The following is a 19,208-nucleotide window of genomic DNA, read 5'->3' on the forward strand; positions in this document are numbered from 1 at the left end:
CGCTCCCACAGGTCCTTCACCAGGTTCGAAGCCTGCGGTAAACCCTGTGGGAGCGGGCATGCCCGCGAAGAGGCCAGCACTGCATACGCTGCTGATCCTGCTGCTGACAGTAGCGATGCCGCTGTGGGCTGGCGAACCTCGCGAACTGGACTGGCCCGCCCTCATCCCCGAAGGCGCCCCGCTCATCCCGCCACAACTCGCCCCGCTGCACGACATGTCACAGCTCAGCAACGCCCTGTCCGCCGAGTCCGCCCCACCGGCGCGCCAGCAGGCGCCCGACGCTCCGGTGGTAAAAAGCCTCGACGGCCAGCAGATCAAACTGCCCGGCTACATCGTACCGCTGGAAGTGAGCGACGAAGGCCGCACCACCGAATTCCTGCTGGTCCCCTACTACGGCGCGTGCATCCACGTGCCACCCCCACCGTCGAACCAGATCGTGCACATTTTCAGTGAAATGGGCGTGCGCATCGAAGACCTCTATCAGCCCTACTGGATCGAGGGAAAGATGCAGGTTAGAGCCTCCAGCAGCGAGCTGGCCGATGCCGGATACCAGATGGAGGCCGAGAAAATATACGCGTACGAGTTGAAGTGAGACCTGTTTCGAATTCGTGAAGACGCTTCTTTGAGCTGGGTCAAACATTCTGTTTAACCGCATCCGTACCATTGGACTACTCGATTACTCACGTCCTCTGGGAGCTTCCATGAACAAGACCTTGCTCGGCGCCTCACTCGTGGCCCTTGCGCTCGCCGCACCTGCCGCCCACGCTTATCAGGCAGGCGATATGATCCTGCGCGCCGGCGCCATCACCACTGCTCCCAACGAAAGCAGCGGCGACCTCAAGTTCGATGGCAACAAGGTTTCGGGTACCAAGGCTACCCTGGACAGCGACACCCAGCTGGGCCTGACCTTCGCCTATATGCTCACCGACCACGTTGGCCTGGAGCTGCTGGCCGCCACCCCGTTCAAGCACACCGTCGGCGTCAAAGGCCTGGGCGGCGGCCTGGACGGCAAGCTGGCCGACATCAAGCAACTGCCGCCGACCCTGTCGCTGCAGTACTACCCGATGGAACCGACTTCCAGGTTCCAGCCGTATGCCGGCGTCGGCATCAACTACACCCTGTTCTTCGATGAAGACCTCAGCAGTGCACGCAAGCAGCAGGGCTTCAGCAACCTGAAGCTGCAGGACTCGGTCGGCATCGCCGGTCAACTGGGCATGGACTACATGCTCACCGACAACCTGCTGGTCAACGCCGCGGTCTGGTACGTCGACATCGACACCAAAGCCAGCGTCGACGGCCCGTCCGCACTGGGCTACAGCAAGACCAAGGTCAACGTCGAAGTCGACCCGTGGGTGTACATGGTCGGCCTTGGCTACAAGTTCTGACCTGAACACTGCAGGGCGGCTTCGGCCGCCCTCGCACGTTGCAACCCTAGCCAATACCCCAGCGCGATCGCGCTGATGCCCATCCCAAGCCCACACACCGCTGCCCAACCCCAATGGGCATACACCCAGCTCGCCAGTACCGCCCCAAGCCCACTGCCAAGCGAATAACAGCACATGTAGGCGCCGATCAACCGGCTGGCCATTGCGCCACGCCCGGCCAGCAACAGGCTCTGGTTGGTGACATGCACCGCCTGCACGGCAAAGTCCAGCATCAGCACACCCAGCCCGAAGGCCAGCAGTGAATGCTCGACGAAGGCCGTAGGCAGCCAAGACAGCACCAGCAGAACAAGCGCCAACCCGGTGGTACGCTCTCCCCGCCCCTGGTCGGCCAGGCGACCGGCGCGCGCGGCCGCCAATGTGCCGGCAACACCCGCCAGGCCGAACAGACCGATCTGGGTATGGCTCAGCGCCAATGGCGCGGCGCTCAGGGGCATGACCATGGCACTCCACAGCACGCTGAACGCGGCGAAGACCAATATGCCGAACAGCCCACGCTGACGCAGCAGCCGATCGTGCTGGTACAGCCTGAACTGGGCAACGATGAGCGCCCGGTAGCCAGACCGCAGCGTCACCGGCTTCCCCATGGGCAGGCTGCGCCATAGCACCAGCGCCAGTAGCATCAGCAGCCCTGCGGCAAACAGGTACACGCTGCGCCAGCCAGCCAGGTCGGCAAGCCCGCCCGAGGCCAGCCGCGCCAGCAGAATGCCCAGCACCACACCGCTGGTGATGCTGCCCACGGCTTGCCCTTGCTGGCCAGGGGTGGCAAGGCTCGCGGCATGCGCCACCATCACCTGCACCATCACCGCCATAAGCCCGGTGATGGCCAGGGCCAGCAGCAGTAGCGCCCAGCTCGGCGCCATGCCTACACCCACCAGCGCCAGGGCCGAGAGCAGTAACTGCCCAAGCAACAGGTGCTTGCGGTCGATCAGGTCCCCCAGCGGCACGATCAGCAACAACCCCAGGGCATAGCCCGCCTGGGTCGCGCCAACTACCCAACCGATCTGCTGCTGCGCCACGCCAAGGTCCGCGGCCATCGACTCGAGCAGAGGTTGGGCGAAATACACGGTCGCCACGGCCATGGCGCTGGTGGTGGCCAGCAGCAGGGTGATCCAGCGTGTCAGTGCAGGCTTCATCGGGCTGGCCTCGTCAATCTGGTTTCGAATTGAAACCACATGCTGGCTATTTAGCAAATGTGGTTTTAATCTGCAACCAGATAATCACGAAAGGCGCCGTCCATGCTCGATGAAAACAATGCGCAATGCCCCGTGGCACGGGCCCTTGAGGTGCTGGGAGACCGTTGGGCGCTGATGATCCTGCGCGATGCCTTCGATGGCCTGCGGCGTTTCAGTGAATTCCAGAAAAACCTGGGGCTGGCGAAGAATATCCTCGCCTCCCGGCTCAAGTGGCTGGTGGAGAGCGGGCTGCTGGCGCTGCAGCCGGCGTCGGATGGCAGCGCCTACAAGGAGTATGTGCTGACCGAGAAAGGGCAATCGGTGTTTCCGGTAGTGGTTGGCTTGAGGCAGTGGGGGGAGCGGTTTCTGTTCGAGGCGGGAGAGGTGCGTTCGGAACTGGTGGATGGCGATACGGGGCAGGCGCTGGAAACACTGCAGGTGCGGGCCCGGGACGGGCGGGTGCTGGAGGCAGGGGATTGCCTGCGCAGAGTTGTGCGGCATGGGTGATTCTGGGGCTGCTGCGCAGCCCATCCGACCGGTCCGGCGCCCCGGTAAGGCCGCTCCTACAGGGTGAGGTGCGCCCCATTTGTTGGAGCTGGCTTGGTGGCGATAGGGGCGCAAAGCGCCCCCAGGAATTTCAGCTCTTGCCCAATAGCCGCGCCAGCCCCTCGACAATCGGCGTCGCCTGCGGAAACTCGAACCGCGCCAGCAAACGCTGGTTATCCGCCCGCGAATGGCGAATGTCACCCGAGCGTGCCGCCACATAGCTGACCGCTGGCAAGCTACCCACCACTTTCTCCAACGCCGCCAGCAGCTGGTTGAGCGACGTGGCCTGGTTAAGGCCGATATTCACTGCCCCCTCTTCGACCTGTGGCTGCTCCAGCGCCTGCACCATCACCTGCACCAGGTCGCCCACGTAGAGGAAGTCGCGGGTCTGTTCGCCATCACCGAACACCGTGATCGGCAAGCCCTGCACTGCGCGCTCGGAGAAGATGCTGATCACCCCGGAATACGGCGAGGATGGGTCCTGACGCGGCCCGAAGATATTGAAGAAGCGGAACACCACCGGCTCCAGGCCATGCTGGCGACGGTAGAAGTCCAGGTACTGCTCACTGGCCAGCTTGTCCACGGCATAGGGAGTCAACGGCGACTTGGGGGTGTCTTCGGCAATCGACTCGCCTTCGCCATTGTTGCCATATACCGCCGCACTGGAGGCGAACAACACCCGGCGCAGGCCATGCACGCGCATGGCTTCGCACACGTTGAGGGTGCCAATGAAATTGCTCTGGTGGGTCCGCACCGGGTCCTCGACCGAGGCCTGCACTGAGGCCACCGCCGCCAGGTGCACAACGGCACGGCAGCCAGCCGCAACCTGCGTGACCAGCCCGGCATCGGCGACATCGCCTTCAACCAGTTCCAGCCGCGGGTGGCCGACCTGCAGGTTGCCCCGCTGGCCAGTGGAGAAGTCGTCGAGAATGCGTACGGCGTAGCCTTTGTCCAACAACGCATCGCACAGGTGGGAGCCAATGAAGCCGGCACCGCCGGTGATCAGGATGGGGGCGTCAGCCATGGCGGTAGAACCGGTCCAGTAGGGGCGGCAAGCCGGCGCGCCAGGCGCGCGGTTTGATGCCGAAGGTGTGAAGGATTTTCTTGCAGGCCAGTACCGCGTGCTGCGGCTCTTCGCTGGCGTCCGGGCGCGCGGCATGGGCCTGCGGCGTCGGCGCCTGCACGGCCAACTGGCGATACTGGCCGGCTTCGGCAAGGATCGCCTGGCCCAGCGCCAGCGGCGTGGTGGCCTCGTTGCCGGCGTAATGGTAGGTGCCCCACAGCGGCGCACTGCAATCCAGTTGCTTGAGCACCGACAGGATCACCCGGGCGGCGTCGTCGACAGGCGTCGGGTTGCCGCGCCGGTCATCAGCCAGCAGCAGCTCCTGGGGTTGCTCGGCGCGGGTCAGGAAACGCCCCAACGCCCCATCGATGCTTTCGTCGAGCAGCCAGCCAAAGCGCAACAGCACGTGTTGCGGGCAAGCCGCGCGCACGCTCTGCTCGATGCGCCAAAGGGCTTGGCCCCGCAAGCCCAGCGGCACTGGCTCGTCCTTTTCGCTGTAGGCCGTGGCCCGCGCACCATCGAATACGCGGTAGCTGGAAGGCTGCACCAGGGTGATCTGGTGGTGCTGGCACAGCTCCGCCAACCGCTCCACCGCCCGCTCCTGTTGAGCCAGGCGTTGCTCGCTGACCGACTCGGCCTGAAACCAGTCAAAGTAATAGGCCAGGTTGACCAAGGCATCGGGGCGATGGTCGTCGAGCAACTGGGTGAGGCTGGCCGGCGTCCAGCCGTTCTCGGGGGGGCGCGGCGCCAGGAATGCGATGTCCTCCTCGGCCCCAAGACGAATCAGCGCTTGCCCGAGGGCATTGCCACCACCCAACAGCATTAGGCGCATACGCATAGAGTCAGCAGATCCGGAGAGGTTGATTGAAGGAAAGGGGTCATTTTGCGGTTTCTGGGCGGGGAAGTCCAACACCGGCCCCGTTCGATCCCACTGTGGCAGTGATTCCAGAGTTTCACAGTTCAACACCGCCACCGATAGAAATCGCCGGTGAAATACCAGGGGCGAGCTGACTTCCGCTGCTGCTGATAACCGCTTATTCTGCCTTCAGGCCAAAGCCGGTTCTTCCAGAGAGCAACATGCACTTTCAAACGGGTTCCCCTCAGCGCCTGAAATGGCAGTTCGACGAACTTGCCCCTGGCAAAGAACTGTTCATCGACGAAGTATTTGAAAACTACCAGCAACAAGCCCGATTGCTGGTACCCGATATCGAACGCGCAGCGCCGGCATTTGTCCTGGGGGGCGCACGCTCCGACTTTACCCGGCTCAATCCCCTGCTCTATCGCCTGCAAGCCGCCGGCATTGGTTCACTCACTGCCAATCTGTCAGGTCATAGCCTCGCCAGTGAGCCAGGTGCAATATCGCCGTCACTGGCCACCAACCTTGACGAAGCACAGCGTTTCCACGCGCATATCGCACCGCGATGCCGAACGCTCATCGGCCACAGCCTCGGCGCGGCAATCACGCTCAAACTCGCGGCACGCTTGCCACAAGTGGACAACATCGTACTGATCTGCCCGGCAGTCTATCCAGACCATGCCCACAAGGCGCCGTTTGGCCCGGCATTCACTGCTGCCATCAGCAAGCCTTTCGGCTTTCTCGAAAGCGATAGCTACGCCTTCCTCAACCAGTTCCCTGGAAGAGTAATGATGGTGATTGGCGAATACGACGGGCTCAACTCACAGCGATTCGGCAAAGGCCCTGGAACAAGCGCCGGCAACCTGTGGCTTGCCGGCACTGAACGCTACAGCCCGATCCCTGAAGAAGTTACCCAGGCCCTGATGCAATCCGTTTCAGCGTCGCGTTTGCACTGCCTGTTTCTAACAGACTGCGACCATGGCATCGCTGCCCACTTACGCAATACACCGGCAATTGCCGATCAGGTTGCGAGCGCTGTGGAAGCCTTCATTCTCGATGACGCCTGAACGTGTCGACCACTACTTGATTTCAAACAACCCGTTAGTAAGCGGTCTCGCACTCAAACGCTCACGTATGTCGTCATCTATACGTGGATCATCCGGCTGGTACAGTTTTACCTGGCGATAGGCGTTGATGCGATTGATCTCCTCTCCCAGGTAATCCCACACCACCCGGGTGCACGCAGGGTAGCGCTGGTCGCCGCTGGAAACGCCGGCCTTCAGGCCGTTCAGGCGGGTAATGCGGCTTTTGAAGCTGGGGATGAGGATGGTCTGGCTCATCTCGTTGAAGGTCAGCGACTCGTAGTCGACCAGGAACATGCGGTCCTGTAACTGGAACGCCGCCCCCAGGTAGCGGCAACGCACCTCGGCATGGGGATTGGTAGCGGTGGAGCGCTCCTGGCGTTCCTGACGCTCGAACAGGAACTGCCCGCGCTCTTCCCACAGGTGCACCAGCGACACCAGGATCGTGCCCGGCACCGACATGCAGTTGGAATACTCCAGGTAGTAGCCGCAATAGCGCGACAGATTGCCGGCATGTTCGTGCAAGGGGCGGAACAAATCGCTGATCGGGTCCCCAGGTTGCTCGGCCAAGGTAGGCACGCGCGCACCGATCAGGCGGCTGAACTGCTCGGGCGGCAAATTGAGTTCGTAATCCTCGACACCGAAGAAGTCGCTGATGCGCTTGAGGTTGAATGCCGTCGGACGGCTCTGCCCGCTCAGGTACTTGTTGAACTGCGCGCGATTGATCGCAAGCTTGCGGCAAACTTCCGAGATAGAGCGGTAGTGGCTGCAGGCCAGTTTGAGATTGGTAGCGAAATGATCGCTCATGACACGAGGCTCAGGTGACGCGAATGACGCAATTGTAGCATCAAGTTGCACCAAAACAGAGCAACCCGCGAAATTGTAACCGGTCTTGTCATAGCCAACCATGCGCCCCAACGAATAGCGGTGCGCCCGCCGTCCGCTGGTCTTTCCACACGAACAATAAGAATCGAGGTCATTTTCCAATGCTCGAAGTACTCAACGATTTCCTCTCGGGGAAACTTCTCATTGTGCTGATCGTAGGGCTGGGTAGCTATTTCACCATCCGCTCCCGGTTCGTCCAGTTCCGCCACTTTGGCCACATGTTCGGTGTGTTCAAGGAGTCGCTGCGTGGCCAGGCTGGCCAGCTGAGCTCCTTCCAGGCCCTGATGCTGAGCCTGGCCGGCCGAGTGGGCGCCGGTAACATTGCCGGTGTCGGCATCGCCGTGACCCTCGGCGGCCCAGGCGCCGTGTTCTGGATGTGGGTTACCGCACTGGTGGGCATGTCCAGCAGCTTCTTCGAATGTACCCTGGCCCAGGTCTACAAGCGCGCCGACGGCGACGGCCTGTACCGTGGCGGCCCGGCCTACTACATCCAGCATGGCCTGAAGCTGAAAAGCATGGCCATCGTGTTCTCGATCCTGCTGTTGGTCACCTACGGCTTCGCCTTCATCGGCCTGCAGTCGTACACCGTGACCCACTCGCTGCAGAACGCCTTCGCCTTCGACCCCAAACACACCGGCATCGTCCTCGCCGTGCTGCTGGCCATCACCTTCATCGGCGGCATCAAGCGCATTGCCGCAGTGTCGGACCTGCTGGTACCGGTCAAGACCCTGGCCTACATCGGCGTGACCCTGTACGTGATCGGCACCCAGATCGAACACGTGCCAGCCATGCTGGAAACCATCTTCAAGAGCGCCTTCGGCCTCGACCCGGCGTTCGGCGGCCTGCTCGGCAGCGCCATCGTCATGGGCGTGAAGCGTGGTGTGTTCGCCAACGAAGCGGGCCTGGGCAGTGCGCCGAACGTCGCCGCCGTGGCCGCCGTGAAACACCCGGGTGCCCAGGGCGTGGTCCAGGCCTTCAGCGTGTTCCTCGACACCTTCGTGATCTGCACCTGCACCGCGCTGCTGATCCTGCTGTCGGGCTTCTACACCCCGGGCTTCGAAGGTGACGGCATCGTCCTGACCCAGAACTCGCTGGCTGCCGTGGTTGGTGACTGGGGCCGTGTGTTCGTCAGCGTGGCATTGTCGCTGTTCGTGTTCACCTGCATCCTCTACAACTACTACCTGGGCGAGAACAGCCTGCAGTTCCTCACCCGCAATCGCGTGGTGCTGATGGTGTTCCGTGGCCTGGTGCTGGCACTGGTGGTATGGGGTTCGCTGCAGGACCTGTCGACCGTGTTCGCCTTCGCCGACATCACCATGACCTGCCTGGCCTTCGTCAACCTGATTGCCCTGGCCCTGCTGTTCAAGGTCGGTCTGCGGGTAATGCGCGACTACGACGACCAGCGCAAAGCCGGCGTCGACCAGCCGGTGTTCGATTCGGCCAAGTTCGCTGACCTGGACCTGGACCGCAATGCCTGGCCTGCCAATCCGCAGGCGGAAACAGCCACTGACAAAGCAGTCGGCGAAGTCCAGACACAGCGCTGATATTCTCCCTTCCAGCCGCCCCGTCCGTGGGCGGCTTACCTTTCTCCGCTCACCGCTACGGATGCTTCCCATGCGAGCAGTAAACAATCTCCTCGTTCTCTATACCGGGGGCACCATCGGCATGCTCGAAACCCCCGAAGGCCTGGCGCCGGCAGGTGGTTTCGAAGCGCGCATGCGCGAACACTTCGCCCACATGGCCGATGCGCCTCAGCTGCAATGGACCCTGCAGGAACTGGACCCGCTGCTGGACAGCGCCAACATGCAACAGCACAACTGGCTGGCGATGCGCGATGCCATCGTCGCAGCGGTAGAGGTGGCTGGCCATGATGGCGTGCTGGTGCTGCATGGCACCGACAGCCTGGCCTATAGCGCCGCGGCATTGTCATTCCTGCTGCTGGGCCTGCCGGTGCCGGTGTTGCTGACCGGCTCGATGCTGCCGGCGGGTGCCGCAGACAGCGATGCATGGGGCAACCTGTGCGGCGCGCTGCGCCAGTTCGAACAAGGGCTGGCAGCTGGCGTGCAGCTGTACTTCCATGGTCAGTTGCTGCATGGCTGCCGGGCTTCGAAGCTGCGCAGCGAGGCGTTCGATGCCTTTGTCGTGCTGCCACGTCATCGTGACAGTGAGCGCGCCACGGCGATCCCTGCCGAGCTTGGCTACAAGCACCCGCGCCAGCCGGTCAACCTGGCGGTAGTGCCGGTGTTCCCGGGCTTGCAGGCCGCGCACTTGCAGGCACTGCTGGGCAGCGGCGTGCAAGGGCTGCTGCTGGAGTGCTATGGCAGCGGTACCGGGCCGTCGGATGACCAGGCATTGCTGGATGTGCTGAGTGCGGCGCGCCAGCGGGGCGTGATGCTGGCGGCTATCAGCCAGTGCCCTGAGGGGTCGGTGGTGTTCGATACCTATGCGGCGGGTAACCGCTTGCGCGGGGCCGGGCTGGTCAGTGGCGGGGGCATGACCCGCGAGGCGGCACTGGCCAAGATGGTTGCGCTGCTGGGAGCGGGGCTGGATGTCGACACGGCAGAGCGGTGGTTTGCGCTGGACCTGTGTGGGGAGCGGGCCTGAGTGCTGCCTGATCTGGCCCTATCGCCGGCAAGCCAGCTCCCACAGGGATAACACCAGGCCCGAAGCCTGTGGAGTACCTGTGGGAGCTGGCTTGCCGGCGATAGGGCCAGATCAGGCAAAAGAAAATGGCGGAAGGCAGCGGGAGTCGAACCTGCCCGGGAACGGCTGCCGTCCCCAACCGGGTTTGAAGCCCGGCCGCGCCACCGGGCGCGATTGCCTTCCTTGAACTCAGTGCCTGGCCTGCTGCTGGGCCAGGGCGCTGTCGGCGCGAATGTGACGCTGATCGGCCACCCTCCGGGTCAGGCCGATGCGGTCGAAATACTCCAGTATCTGCACACTGCGCTTGCGACCGATGCCCAACATATCGCGAAACGCAGCAACCTGCACTATCGGCGTTTCACTGGCCTGCCCCAGCAGCAGCTCTGCCATGCGCTGTAGCGTCGCCTCGGGGTAAAACAGGTCGCGCACCACCTGGTGCACCAGGCCCAGCCGGGCCAGCTTGCGCAGCAACAGGCGCACATCGGCTTCGGCACAATTCTCCTCACTCGCCAGCGTCCTGACCCAGGGCGGATCGTAGTGCCCCGCCAGCAACTTTGGTTGCAGACTCGCCCATAACGCGCTGTCGGCGTCGCTCAACTGCACCTTGTGATCGGGCAGGTGCAGCCAAGGCCCGCTGCTGGCAATGGCGCCGTCATCGAGCAACTCATCCAGCAGGCTGACAAAAGCAGGCCGCTCCAGCGGCAAGGCAGCAAAGCGGCGCAGGCGGTCGCGGTCCGGGCCGAGCTGGTCGGGCTCCTGTTCATGGAACCGCGCCAGCTGCTCCAGCACCTGGTGCTTGAGCGCTTGCCACCGCGCACTGGCAAACAGCACTTGGCCTTGCCGCGTGGCCACCACCAGCACATCTTCCGGCATCTGCCAGGTTTCGCGCAGGCGATTGAACTGTCGCTCCAGGCGCTGCGGGTCGATACCCCCTGGTGCACTGGCGAGCAGCGCCGGCAGGGCCTGCTCCAGGTCCTCGGCATCGCGCAGCACCTGCAACTGGCGCAGGCGCTCATCGCTGCGACGCTGACGGCTTGGTGCGAACGGATCAAGTACCTTGCCGCCCCCCAGGGTGCGCTGGGCACGCTGGTCGCGCAGCACCAGGCGGTCGCCGTGTACCGCCTGCAGCGGCGCGTTGAGCAGCAACTGGGCGAACATACGTTGGCCCGCCACCAAGGTTTCACCTTCGAGCAAGGCCACTCGGGCCGTTACGTCCTGGGTACCGAGGTGCACATGCACCGCGCTGAAATGTTCGAAGGTGCGGGTCTCGCCCGGCAACAGCTTCAGCTCGATATCCACCCGCACGCTGGGCGCATGCAGCCACTCGGGGACCAACCAGTCACCCCGATGCACCTGCTCCACCGCCAGGCGTTCGGCTGCGATGTTCAGCGCCACCCGCTGGCCCGCCTCGGCCACCAGGGCGGCCTGGTTCTGCGCGTGCAGGCCACGTACCCGCACCGGTTTGCCGGCCTTGCCCAGCAACAAAGTGTCGCCGGCACTGACCCGCCCGGCCAGCGCCGTACCCGTGACCACCACCCCCGCACCGGTGACAGCGAAAGCACGGTCAACGGCCAGGCGGAATCCGCCGCGCACACTGCGCTGGCGCACGCGCTGGCCGGCCGCCAGCAAAGCCTGGCGCAGGGCATCGATACCTTCGCCGGTCACACTCGACAACGGCAACTGCCGTGCCCCCGCATAAGGGCCCGGCGCCAGCAATTCGCTGACCTGTGCCTGAACGTCGGCCAGGCGGGCCGACTCTACCCGGTCGCATTTGCTGATCGCCACCAATGCCTGGGGAATGCCCAGCAGCTCGATGATTGCCAGGTGCTCGCGGGTTTGTGGCATCACCCCGTCGTCGGCCGCCACTACCAGCAACACCAGGTCGATGCCCTGGGCGCCGGCCAGCATGTTGTGGATAAAGCGCTCATGGCCCGGTACATCGATGAAACCGGTCAGTGCTGCGCCCTCGGTCAAGGCCGCATAGCGGTAGCCAAGGTCGATGGTCATGCCACGCGCACGCTCCTCCTGGCGCTGGTCCCCGGCCTGGCCGGTCAGGGCCTGAAGCAGTGCGGTCTTGCCGTGGTCGATGTGGCCGGCGGTACCAACGATCACTGTACCGGCCCCAATTGCAGGGCGGGCAGCTGTGCCAGCCACTGGGCTTCGTCATCCAGCTGGCGCAGGTCCAGCCACAGGGCGTCGTCGGCAATGCGCCCGAGCACCGGCACCGGCAGGTCACGCAAGGCCCGCTCCAGCACGTGCAGGCTGCGCCCGCGCAGCTTCTTCGAAACCTGCGGGCGCAGGCACAACGCTGCGCTCGGCAGGCGGGCCACCGGCTGGCTACCACTGCCGATCATGCCCAGCGCCGACTCCACGCTGACCGCCCACTGTTCGCCGAGGCAGGCCTTGAGCGCTGGCGCCAGGCGCTCGGCCTGGGCCCGAATTTCGGTTTGGCTGCGGGTCAGCAGGCGCAGGCTGGGCAGGCGCTCGGCCAGGCGGTCGGGGTTACGGTACAGCGCCAGCACCGCTTCGAGTGCGGCGAGGGTGATCTTGTCGACCCGTAGCGCGCGCTTGAGCGGGTTCTTCTTGATTCTGTCGATCAGCGCCTTGCGCCCGACGATGATCCCGGCTTGCGGCCCGCCCAGCAGTTTATCGCCACTGAAGGTGACGATATCGGCACCGTCAGCCAGGGCCTGACGCACGGTTGGTTCGGCGGGCAGGCCCCAGCGGGTAAGGTCAAGCAGGCTGCCGCTGCCCAGGTCTTCCAGCAGCGGCAAGTCATGTTGGCGGGCGATGCGCGCCAGCTCGGCGGTGGGCACCTGGGCAGTGAAGCCCTGGATGCTGTAGTTGCTGCAATGCACCCGCATCAGCAGGCCGGTACGTGGGTTGACGGCAGCCTCGTAGTCACGGGCGTGGGTGCGGTTGGTGGTACCGACTTCGTGCAGCTTCACGCCGGCACGGGCCATGATGTCGGGGATGCGGAAGGCACCACCGATCTCGATCAGTTCACCGCGGGAGATGATGCCCTCCTTGCGCGCGCCCAGGCTGTTGAGCGCCAGCAGCACGGCGGCGGCGTTGTTGTTGACCACGGTGACGGCTTCGGCGCCGGTCAGCTCGCGGATTAGCCCTTCGATGAGGTCGTCCCGGTCACCGCGCTTGCCGGTGGCCAGGTCGAACTCCAGGTTGAGTGGGTAGCGGGCGGCGGTCTGCATGGCCTCGATAGCCTCTTCTGGCAACAAGGCGCGGCCGAGGTTGGTGTGCAGGACAGTGCCGGTGAGGTTGAACACACGGCGGACCTGGCTGCGCTGCTGGGTGGCCAGGCGTTCGCCGGTGCGGCCCAGCAGCACTTCAGCGGCCAGTTCGGCGGCGCTGAGCTGGCCGCTGCGGGCAGGGTCGCGCAGGTCGTCGAGCAGTTGCCGCAGGGTGGCAAGGACCGCGTCGCGGCCATGGCGGTCGATCAGCGGGAGGCAGGCCGGGTGGCGCAAAAGGGTGTCGATGGAGGGTAGGCGTGGGGTGTCGCTGGCTAGGCTGGAGGACATGCGGTACTACCTTGGACTATTCCGTTGTCTGTTCTGGCCTCTTCGCGGGCGTGCCCGCTCCCACAAGGTTCTGCGCAGGTCCATGTGGGAGCGGGCATGCCCGCGAAAAGGGCGACTCGGTCTTACAGTGTAGACACTCAGCTACTATCCGGGTGCGAGCATCAGGTTCGGTGCCAACCGATGGAAGCCCTCCTCGTCCAGGCGAATATCCAGTGCCAGGCTGGCCAGGTCATCGGCCAGCGGCTCGGCTGCCGCATCGTTTTCCAGGTAGTTCTGCTTCAGGTAGCACTCGCATTCGGGGCAGCACTCCGCCCGCAGCGGCGCCTTGCCCGGTGCATGGCGGTCATCGTCGAGGCTGGTGTAGCGCAGGTCCTTGCTCGACTCGCAGTACACGCACTTGACCCGCACCACATGCCATTCGCAGGCACACAGCGAGCAGGCCAGGTAGCGCAGGCCATTGTGCTTGCCACGGTTGCGCACTACCCCGGCCATCGCCGGCGAACCGCAGGCCGGGCACTGGGCCAGGCCGCCGGCGGGCTTGAGCTCGGACGCGGGCAACGCCAGCAGCCAACTGGACCAGGCCGCCTGCAGGGCCGCGCCAATGAACGGCACCAGCGCCGCGGGCACTGCGTCGTACTGGCCGGCGAGCAAGGCAATGCCCCAGCCCTTGCGCTGGTTGTCGTCGCTGCCACGCAGGGCTAGCAACGCCTCACCCAGCGGGCCGCTGGTCTGCGCATTGAAGTGCTCGAGCAAGGCCTGCAACCAGACCAGCCATGGCCCTTCACGGACCAGGCTGTCCGCCGCCAGCGGCGGCAGGCCATGACTTATGCACAGGCGCTGACGCGCCTCGGCTACCGGCATGCAGGTGGGCGGGTTATCCACAAGCTGCTGCTGGACACGGCACAAGCGGGCCACCAGCTTCAGGTATTCGCCAAGGGCATTGCCCTCGGCCAGCTGCTCCAGGCGCGCGGCCCGCAGTTCGAACAGGTTGGCGGGGGGTAGGTGCAGAAACGGCGGCATCACCGCCGACGCTTCGATCTGCCCGGGTTCGAGTATCGTGCTCAAGCGCTTATCCTTCTTTTCGTCCGTGATTGCCCGGCGTCTTGTCACCGGTCACTTCGCGGTACCACAACTCATGGTGCTTGCGCGCCCAGGCGCGGCTGACCCAGCCATGCAGCATGGCGCCGATCGAGCCCTTGATCCAGATGCCGGCGTAGATGTGCACGATGATGCTGAGGATCAGCACGAACGCTGCCAGGGCGTGGAGCAGAGTGGCGAGGCGAATGGCGCCGATATCGAAGTAATGACTGAACCAGGCACGCCAGATCACCACGCCGCTGATCAACAGCACCAGCATGCACAGCAACAGGGTCCAGAACAGCAGCTTCTGACCGGCGTTGTACTTGCCGATCGGTGGCACGCCGTCTTCCCTGTTCAGCATGACCCGATCGATACGCCGCAACCATAGACGATCATTGGCAGTGATGAAGTTCGCGCGCCAGAAACGCAACACCAGGCCGAGGAAGAACACGAACATCGCCACGCCCAGGAACGGATGCAGAATGCGCGTCCACGGCCCACCGCCAAACAGATTGCTGAGCCAGAACAGCGCCGGATGGAACAGCGCCAGCCCCGACAGGCCAGCCAGGATGAACAGGATCGCGACGACCCAGTGGTTGCTGCGCTCGTTGGCGTTGTAGCGCAGGATGGGTTTGTTGTCGTTCATGGCCGCTGCTCCCCTTGCCCACCGGGCTTGGTCGGATCATAGACATGGACCGACGGGTCCACCTGGTGCACGCTTTCATCCGCATGTGTCGGGTGTTCGTCCTCCTCTACCCGCTGCGGCCCGACCCGCACATAGTGGAAGAACCCGGCCAGCACCGCCGCGCCCATGGCCAGCAGCGCCAGCGGCTTGGTGATGCCCTTCCACAGCCCGACCAGCGGGCTGATCACCGGCTGGTCCGGCAGGCCGGCATACAGCTTCGGCGTATCGGCATGGTGCAGCACATACATCACGTGGGTGCCACCGACGCCGTCCGGGTCGTACAGCCCGGCATTGTCATAGCCTCGCGACTTGAGGTCGACAATGCGCTCGGCAGCATGCACCTTCATCTCGTCCTTGCTGCCGAACACGATCGCCCCGGTCGGGCAGGTTTTCACGCAGGCCGGCTCCAGGCCCACCGTCACGCGGTCGGAACACAGGGTGCACTTGTACGCCTTGTGGTCCTTCTGCGAGATGCGCGGGATATTGAACGGGCAGCCGGTGATGCAGTAGCCGCAACCGATGCAGTGGTCCTGGTTGAAGTCGACGATGCCGTTGGCGTGCTTGATGATCGCCCCCGGGCTCGGGCAGGCCTTCAGGCAACCTGGCTCGGCGCAGTGCATGCAGCCGTCCTTGCGGATCAGCCACTCCAGGTTGCCGTCGTCGCGCTCATGCTCGGTGAAGCGCATCAGGGTCCAGGTCTCGGCGGTGAGGTCCTGGGGGTTATCGTAGGTGCCGTGGTTGTGGCCGACCTCGTCACGCAGTTCGTTCCACTCCGAACACGCCACCTGACAGGCCTTGCAGCCGATGCACTTGGTGGTGTCGATCAGCTTGGCGACTTCCTGCTGCTGGCGTACCGAAGGCGGTACGGTGGTGGTGGCCGAGCGGGCGATGATGTCTTGGCTGGCCATCAGAGTTTCTCCACTTTGACGAGGAACGACTTGGACTCTGGCGTCTGGGTATTGCCGTCACCCAGGAAAGGCACCAGGGTGTTGGTCAGGTAGCCATGCCGCGTGGCCCCGGTGAAGCCCCAGTGCAGCGGGATGCCGATCTGGTGCACGGTCTGGTTGTTGACCTTGAGCGGGCGAATCCGCTTGGTCACCACCGCCACGGCGTCGATGTGCCCGCGCTTGCTCGACACCCGCACCCGGTCACCGGCCTTGATCCCCTTCTCGTTGGCCAGCACCTCGCCGATTTCGACGAACTGCTCGGGCTGGGCAATGGCGTTGAGGCGGCAATGCTTGCTCCAGAAGTGGAAGTGCTCGGTAAGCCGGTACGTGGTCGCCGCGTACGGGAATTCGTCGTGCTTGCCCAGGGTGTCCCACACCGAGTCGAAGACCCGCCCGGCCGGGTTGCTGGTGGCCTTCTTGTTCTGCGGGTGCAGCGGGTTGATGCCAATCGGCGTCTCGAACGGCTCGTAGTGCTCGGGGAACGGGCCTTCGGCCATCTTGTCGATGGCGAAGAACCGCGCCACGCCCTCGGGGTTCATGATGAACGGGTTCATCCCCGCCTCGGGTGGCGAATCGACCTTGAAGTCGGGCACGTCGGTACCGGTCCAGGCCTTGCCATTCCACCAGACCAGGCGCTTCTTCTCCGGGTCCCACGGCTTGCCTTGCGGGTCGCTGGAAGCACGGTTGTAGAGGATGCGGCGGTTGGCCGGCCAGGCCCAGGCCCAGTTCTGCACCTGGTGCATGCCGTACGGGTCGCTGTTGTCACGGCGAGCCATCTGGTTACCCTGCTCGGTCCAGCTGCCGGCGAAGATCCAGCAGCCGGACGCGGTGCTGCCATCGTCCTTGAGCTGGCCAAAGCCCGCCAGTTGCTGGCCGGCCTTGAGCACTGCGCCAGTCGGGTCGGTAACGTCGGTCACCGCCCAGCCGTTCATTTCCTTGGCCAGCTCCTCCGGGGATGGCTCTTCCGGGATCTTGTATGGCCAGCTGATGTTCATCAGCGGGTCCGGGTAGGCGCCGCCCTCGGCCTGGTAGCGTTGGCGCAGGCGCAGGAACAGCTCGCTCATGATGTGCACGTCGGTGCGGGTCTCGCCCGGGCCATCGGCGCCCTTCCAGTGCCACTGCAACCAGCGGCTGCTGTTGACCAGCGAGCCGTCTTCCTCGGCGAAGCAGGTGGTGGGCAGGCGGATTACTTCGGTCTGGATGTTAGCCGTGTCGACATCGTTGAACGGCCCGGCGTTGCGCCAGAACTCCGAAGTTTCTGTGGCCAGCGGGTCCATGATCACCAGCCACTTGAGCTTGGCCAGGGCGGCGGTGACGCGGTTCTTGTCCGGCAGCGCGGCAATCGGGTTGAAGCCCTGGCACATGTAGCCGTTGACCTTGCCCTGGCTCATCATCTCGAACATGCGCAGCACATCGTAGGCCGGCACATCGAGCTTGGGCAGCCAGTCGTAGCCCCAGTTGTTCTCGGCCGTGGCGTTGGCGCCGTACCAGGCTTTCATCAGGCTGACGTGGAACTTGCCATAGTTCTGCCAGTACGACAGTTGCCCCGGGCGCAGCGGTTTGGAGGCACGTTTGTCAATGTAGGCGGCGTAGTCCTGTTCGGCATCGCCAGCCAGGGTCAGGTAACCCGGCAGCGAGTTGGACAGCAGGCCGAGGTCGGTCAGGCCCTGGATGTTGGAGTGCCCGCGCAAGGCGTTGACCCCACCCCCCGGCATGCCGACGTTGCCCAGCAGCAACTGGACCATGGCCGCACTGCGGATGATCTGTGCGCCGATCGAGTGCTGCGTCCAGCCGAGCGCGTAAAGGATCGTCATGGTCTTGCCCGGTACCGAGCAGGTGGCGATCTCTTCCCAGATCTTCAGCATGGCGTCCTGCGGCATGCCACAGGTCATGCTTGCCAGCTCGGGGGTATAGCGGCTGTAGTGCTGCTTCATCAGCTGGAATACGCAGCGCGGGTGCTGCAGGGTCGGATCGACCTTGGCAAAACCGTCCTCACCCAGCTCGTAACCCCAGCCGGACTTGTCGGCATACACGCGCTTGGCCTCGTCGTAACCGCTGAACAGGCCATCCTCGAAGCCATAGTTCTCTTTGACGATGAACGACACGTCGGTGTAGTTGCGCACGTACTCGTGCTGGATCTTGTCGTTGCTCAGCAGGTAATTGATCAGCCCGCCCATGAAGGCGATGTCGGTACCGGTACGGATTGGTGCGTAGTAATCCGCCACCGAAGCGGTACGGGTAAAGCGCGGGTCGACCACGATCAGCCGCGCCTTGTTGTGCGCCTTGGCCTCGGTCACCCACTTGAAGCCGCACGGATGCGCTTCTGCTGCGTTGCCACCCATTACCAGGACCAGATTCGCGTTGGCGATATCGGACCAGTGGTTGGTCATGGCGCCACGGCCGTACGTCGGGGCAAGACTTGCCACCGTCGGGCCATGTCAGACACGAGCCTGGTTATCGAACCCCAGCATGCCTGTTGCGCGGACGACCTTGTGGGTCAGGTAGCCGGCCTCGCTGGAGGCGGCGGAAGCAGCGAGAAAACCGGTGGTGAGCCAGCGGTTGACCGTTTGCCCCTGGGCGTTCTTTTCGATGAAGTTGGCGTCGCGATCCTGCTTCATCAGGTCGGCGACGCGATCGAGCGCCTCGTCCCAGCTGACCCGCACCCACTCCTTGCTGCCCGGTTTGCGCACCTCGGGGTACTGCAGGCGGCTCGGGCTGTGGATGAAGTCCAGCAAGCCGGCGCCTTTCGGGCAGAGGGTGCCGCGGTTGACCGGGTGGTCGGCGTCACCTTCGATATGGATGATGTTCTGTTTGACGTTCTTGCCCGCATCGCCCTGGCTGTACATGATCAGGCCGCAGCCGACCGAGCAGTAGGGGCAGGTGTTACGGGTCTCTTTGGTATGCGCCAGCTTGAAGTGACGCACCTGCTCGGCGAATGCGGGTGTCGGGGCCATGCCCAACGCCGCAAGGCTCGAGCCTCCAAGGCCGACGGCGGCGACCTTGAAGAACTGCCGACGGTTCAGGTCCATCGTGCACTCCTGATCAGGTGGTGGACGCACGGAACATGGCCGGCGCCTCTTGGTACTCACGGTGGCGGCCAATTGATGGCCGCCAACAGGTAAGACTAGCCAAGAATCGAGAAGGTGCGATGACATAGGTCAGCACAAGGCGCTGTGATGTCTGATTCGCGGGTGAGCCCGCTCCCACAGGTACTACACATGCCCAAGCCGTCGCGCTTTCCTGTAGGAGCGGGTTCACCCGCGAACAC

General features: G+C 64.2%; 16 protein-coding genes and 1 tRNA gene. 6 read left to right on the forward strand and 11 right to left on the reverse strand.

Translation table 11 applies throughout. The annotated features are described in order from the left end of the window. The first annotated feature begins 79 nt into the window (after positions 1-79). Positions 80-592, forward strand: coding sequence for a DUF3299 domain-containing protein (locus CAF70_RS17255; protein WP_085626175.1), 513 nt, complete (start codon positions 80-82; stop codon positions 590-592). A 109-nt stretch (positions 593-701) separates the two neighbouring features. After that, positions 702-1,385 (forward strand): OmpW family protein, encoded by a 684-nt coding sequence (locus CAF70_RS17260; protein ID WP_085626145.1) that lies wholly within the window; start codon positions 702-704, stop codon positions 1,383-1,385. On the opposite strand, the gene CAF70_RS17265 is transcribed toward CAF70_RS17260, so the two are convergent. Beyond that, positions 1,373-2,578: an MFS transporter gene (locus tag CAF70_RS17265; protein ID WP_085626146.1), complete on the reverse strand. Its 1,206-nt coding sequence runs from the start codon at positions 2,576-2,578 to the stop codon at positions 1,373-1,375. The genes CAF70_RS17260 and CAF70_RS17265 overlap by 13 nt on opposite strands. Before the next feature lie 102 nt (positions 2,579-2,680). Here CAF70_RS17265 and CAF70_RS17270 point away from each other — a divergent pair, with 102 nt between their 5' ends. Continuing rightward, complete coding sequence (locus CAF70_RS17270; protein ID WP_085626147.1) at positions 2,681-3,124, forward strand: helix-turn-helix domain-containing protein; 444 nt, start codon at positions 2,681-2,683, stop codon at positions 3,122-3,124. A 130-nt stretch (positions 3,125-3,254) separates the two neighbouring features. Here the strand turns inward: CAF70_RS17270 and CAF70_RS17275 are convergent, their stop codons facing one another. Together CAF70_RS17275 and CAF70_RS17280 are read right to left on the reverse strand one after the other, a co-directional pair. Next, positions 3,255-4,187 (reverse strand): NAD-dependent epimerase/dehydratase family protein, encoded by a 933-nt coding sequence (locus CAF70_RS17275; protein ID WP_085626148.1) that lies wholly within the window; start codon positions 4,185-4,187, stop codon positions 3,255-3,257. Beyond that, entirely contained in the window at positions 4,180-5,064 is an 885-nt protein-coding gene (locus tag CAF70_RS17280; protein ID WP_085626149.1) for a sugar nucleotide-binding protein, read from the reverse strand. The genes CAF70_RS17275 and CAF70_RS17280 overlap by 8 nt, the downstream gene beginning before the upstream one ends. 239 nt (positions 5,065-5,303) lie before the next feature. Between CAF70_RS17280 and CAF70_RS17285 the strand changes: the two genes are divergently transcribed. Continuing rightward, the gene (locus CAF70_RS17285; protein WP_085626150.1) at positions 5,304-6,149 is read left to right on the forward strand and encodes an alpha/beta fold hydrolase; all 846 of its coding nucleotides are present in this window, start codon (positions 5,304-5,306) and stop codon (positions 6,147-6,149) included. A 12-nt stretch (positions 6,150-6,161) separates the two neighbouring features. On the opposite strand, the gene CAF70_RS17290 is transcribed toward CAF70_RS17285, so the two are convergent. After that, positions 6,162-6,971 carry a helix-turn-helix transcriptional regulator gene (locus CAF70_RS17290; protein ID WP_085626151.1) on the reverse strand — a complete coding sequence of 270 codons (810 nt, stop codon included), beginning with the start codon at positions 6,969-6,971 and terminating at the stop codon, positions 6,162-6,164. Between the two features lie 179 nt (positions 6,972-7,150). On the opposite strand from CAF70_RS17290, the gene CAF70_RS17295 reads away from it, so the two are divergent. Both CAF70_RS17295 and CAF70_RS17300 read left to right on the forward strand, forming a co-directional pair. Further along, positions 7,151-8,593 carry a sodium:alanine symporter family protein gene (locus tag CAF70_RS17295; RefSeq protein WP_085626152.1) on the forward strand — a complete coding sequence of 481 codons (1,443 nt, stop codon included), beginning with the start codon at positions 7,151-7,153 and terminating at the stop codon, positions 8,591-8,593. Between the two features lie 70 nt (positions 8,594-8,663). Continuing rightward, positions 8,664-9,653 carry an asparaginase gene (locus tag CAF70_RS17300; RefSeq protein ID WP_085626153.1) on the forward strand — a complete coding sequence of 330 codons (990 nt, stop codon included), beginning with the start codon at positions 8,664-8,666 and terminating at the stop codon, positions 9,651-9,653. A 126-nt stretch (positions 9,654-9,779) separates the two neighbouring features. Here the strand turns inward: CAF70_RS17300 and CAF70_RS17305 are convergent. From CAF70_RS17305 to fdnG, 7 genes are all read right to left on the reverse strand, one after another. After that, a tRNA-Sec gene (locus CAF70_RS17305) sits at positions 9,780-9,875 on the reverse strand. Positions 9,876-9,881: 6 nt separating this feature from the next. Beyond that, the gene (selB, locus tag CAF70_RS17310) at positions 9,882-11,804 is read right to left on the reverse strand and encodes a selenocysteine-specific translation elongation factor (RefSeq protein ID WP_085626154.1); all 1,923 of its coding nucleotides are present in this window, start codon (positions 11,802-11,804) and stop codon (positions 9,882-9,884) included. Continuing rightward, positions 11,801-13,228 (reverse strand): L-seryl-tRNA(Sec) selenium transferase, encoded by a 1,428-nt coding sequence (gene selA / locus CAF70_RS17315; RefSeq protein ID WP_085626155.1) that lies wholly within the window; start codon positions 13,226-13,228, stop codon positions 11,801-11,803. Before selA ends, selB begins: the two co-directional genes overlap by 4 nt. A gap of 144 nt (positions 13,229-13,372) precedes the next feature. Further along, positions 13,373-14,293, reverse strand: coding sequence for a formate dehydrogenase accessory protein FdhE (fdhE, locus tag CAF70_RS17320; RefSeq protein ID WP_085626156.1), 921 nt, complete (start codon positions 14,291-14,293; stop codon positions 13,373-13,375). Positions 14,294-14,297: 4 nt separating this feature from the next. Then, complete coding sequence (locus CAF70_RS17325) at positions 14,298-14,954, reverse strand: formate dehydrogenase subunit gamma (RefSeq protein ID WP_085626157.1); 657 nt, start codon at positions 14,952-14,954, stop codon at positions 14,298-14,300. After that, positions 14,951-15,901, reverse strand: a complete 951-nt coding sequence (fdxH, locus tag CAF70_RS17330) for a formate dehydrogenase subunit beta (protein WP_085626158.1) — start codon at positions 15,899-15,901, stop codon at positions 14,951-14,953. Before fdxH ends, CAF70_RS17325 begins: the two co-directional genes overlap by 4 nt. Further along, a complete protein-coding gene (gene fdnG, locus CAF70_RS17335) occupies positions 15,901-18,969 on the reverse strand; it encodes a formate dehydrogenase-N subunit alpha (RefSeq protein WP_143491636.1) in 3,069 nt (1,022 codons plus the stop codon). The genes fdxH and fdnG overlap by 1 nt, the downstream gene beginning before the upstream one ends. Between the last annotated feature and the right edge of the window lie 239 nt (positions 18,970-19,208).

It is taken from the genome of Pseudomonas sp. B19(2017) (assembly GCF_002113165.1).
Lineage (GTDB): Bacteria > Pseudomonadota > Gammaproteobacteria > Pseudomonadales > Pseudomonadaceae > Aquipseudomonas.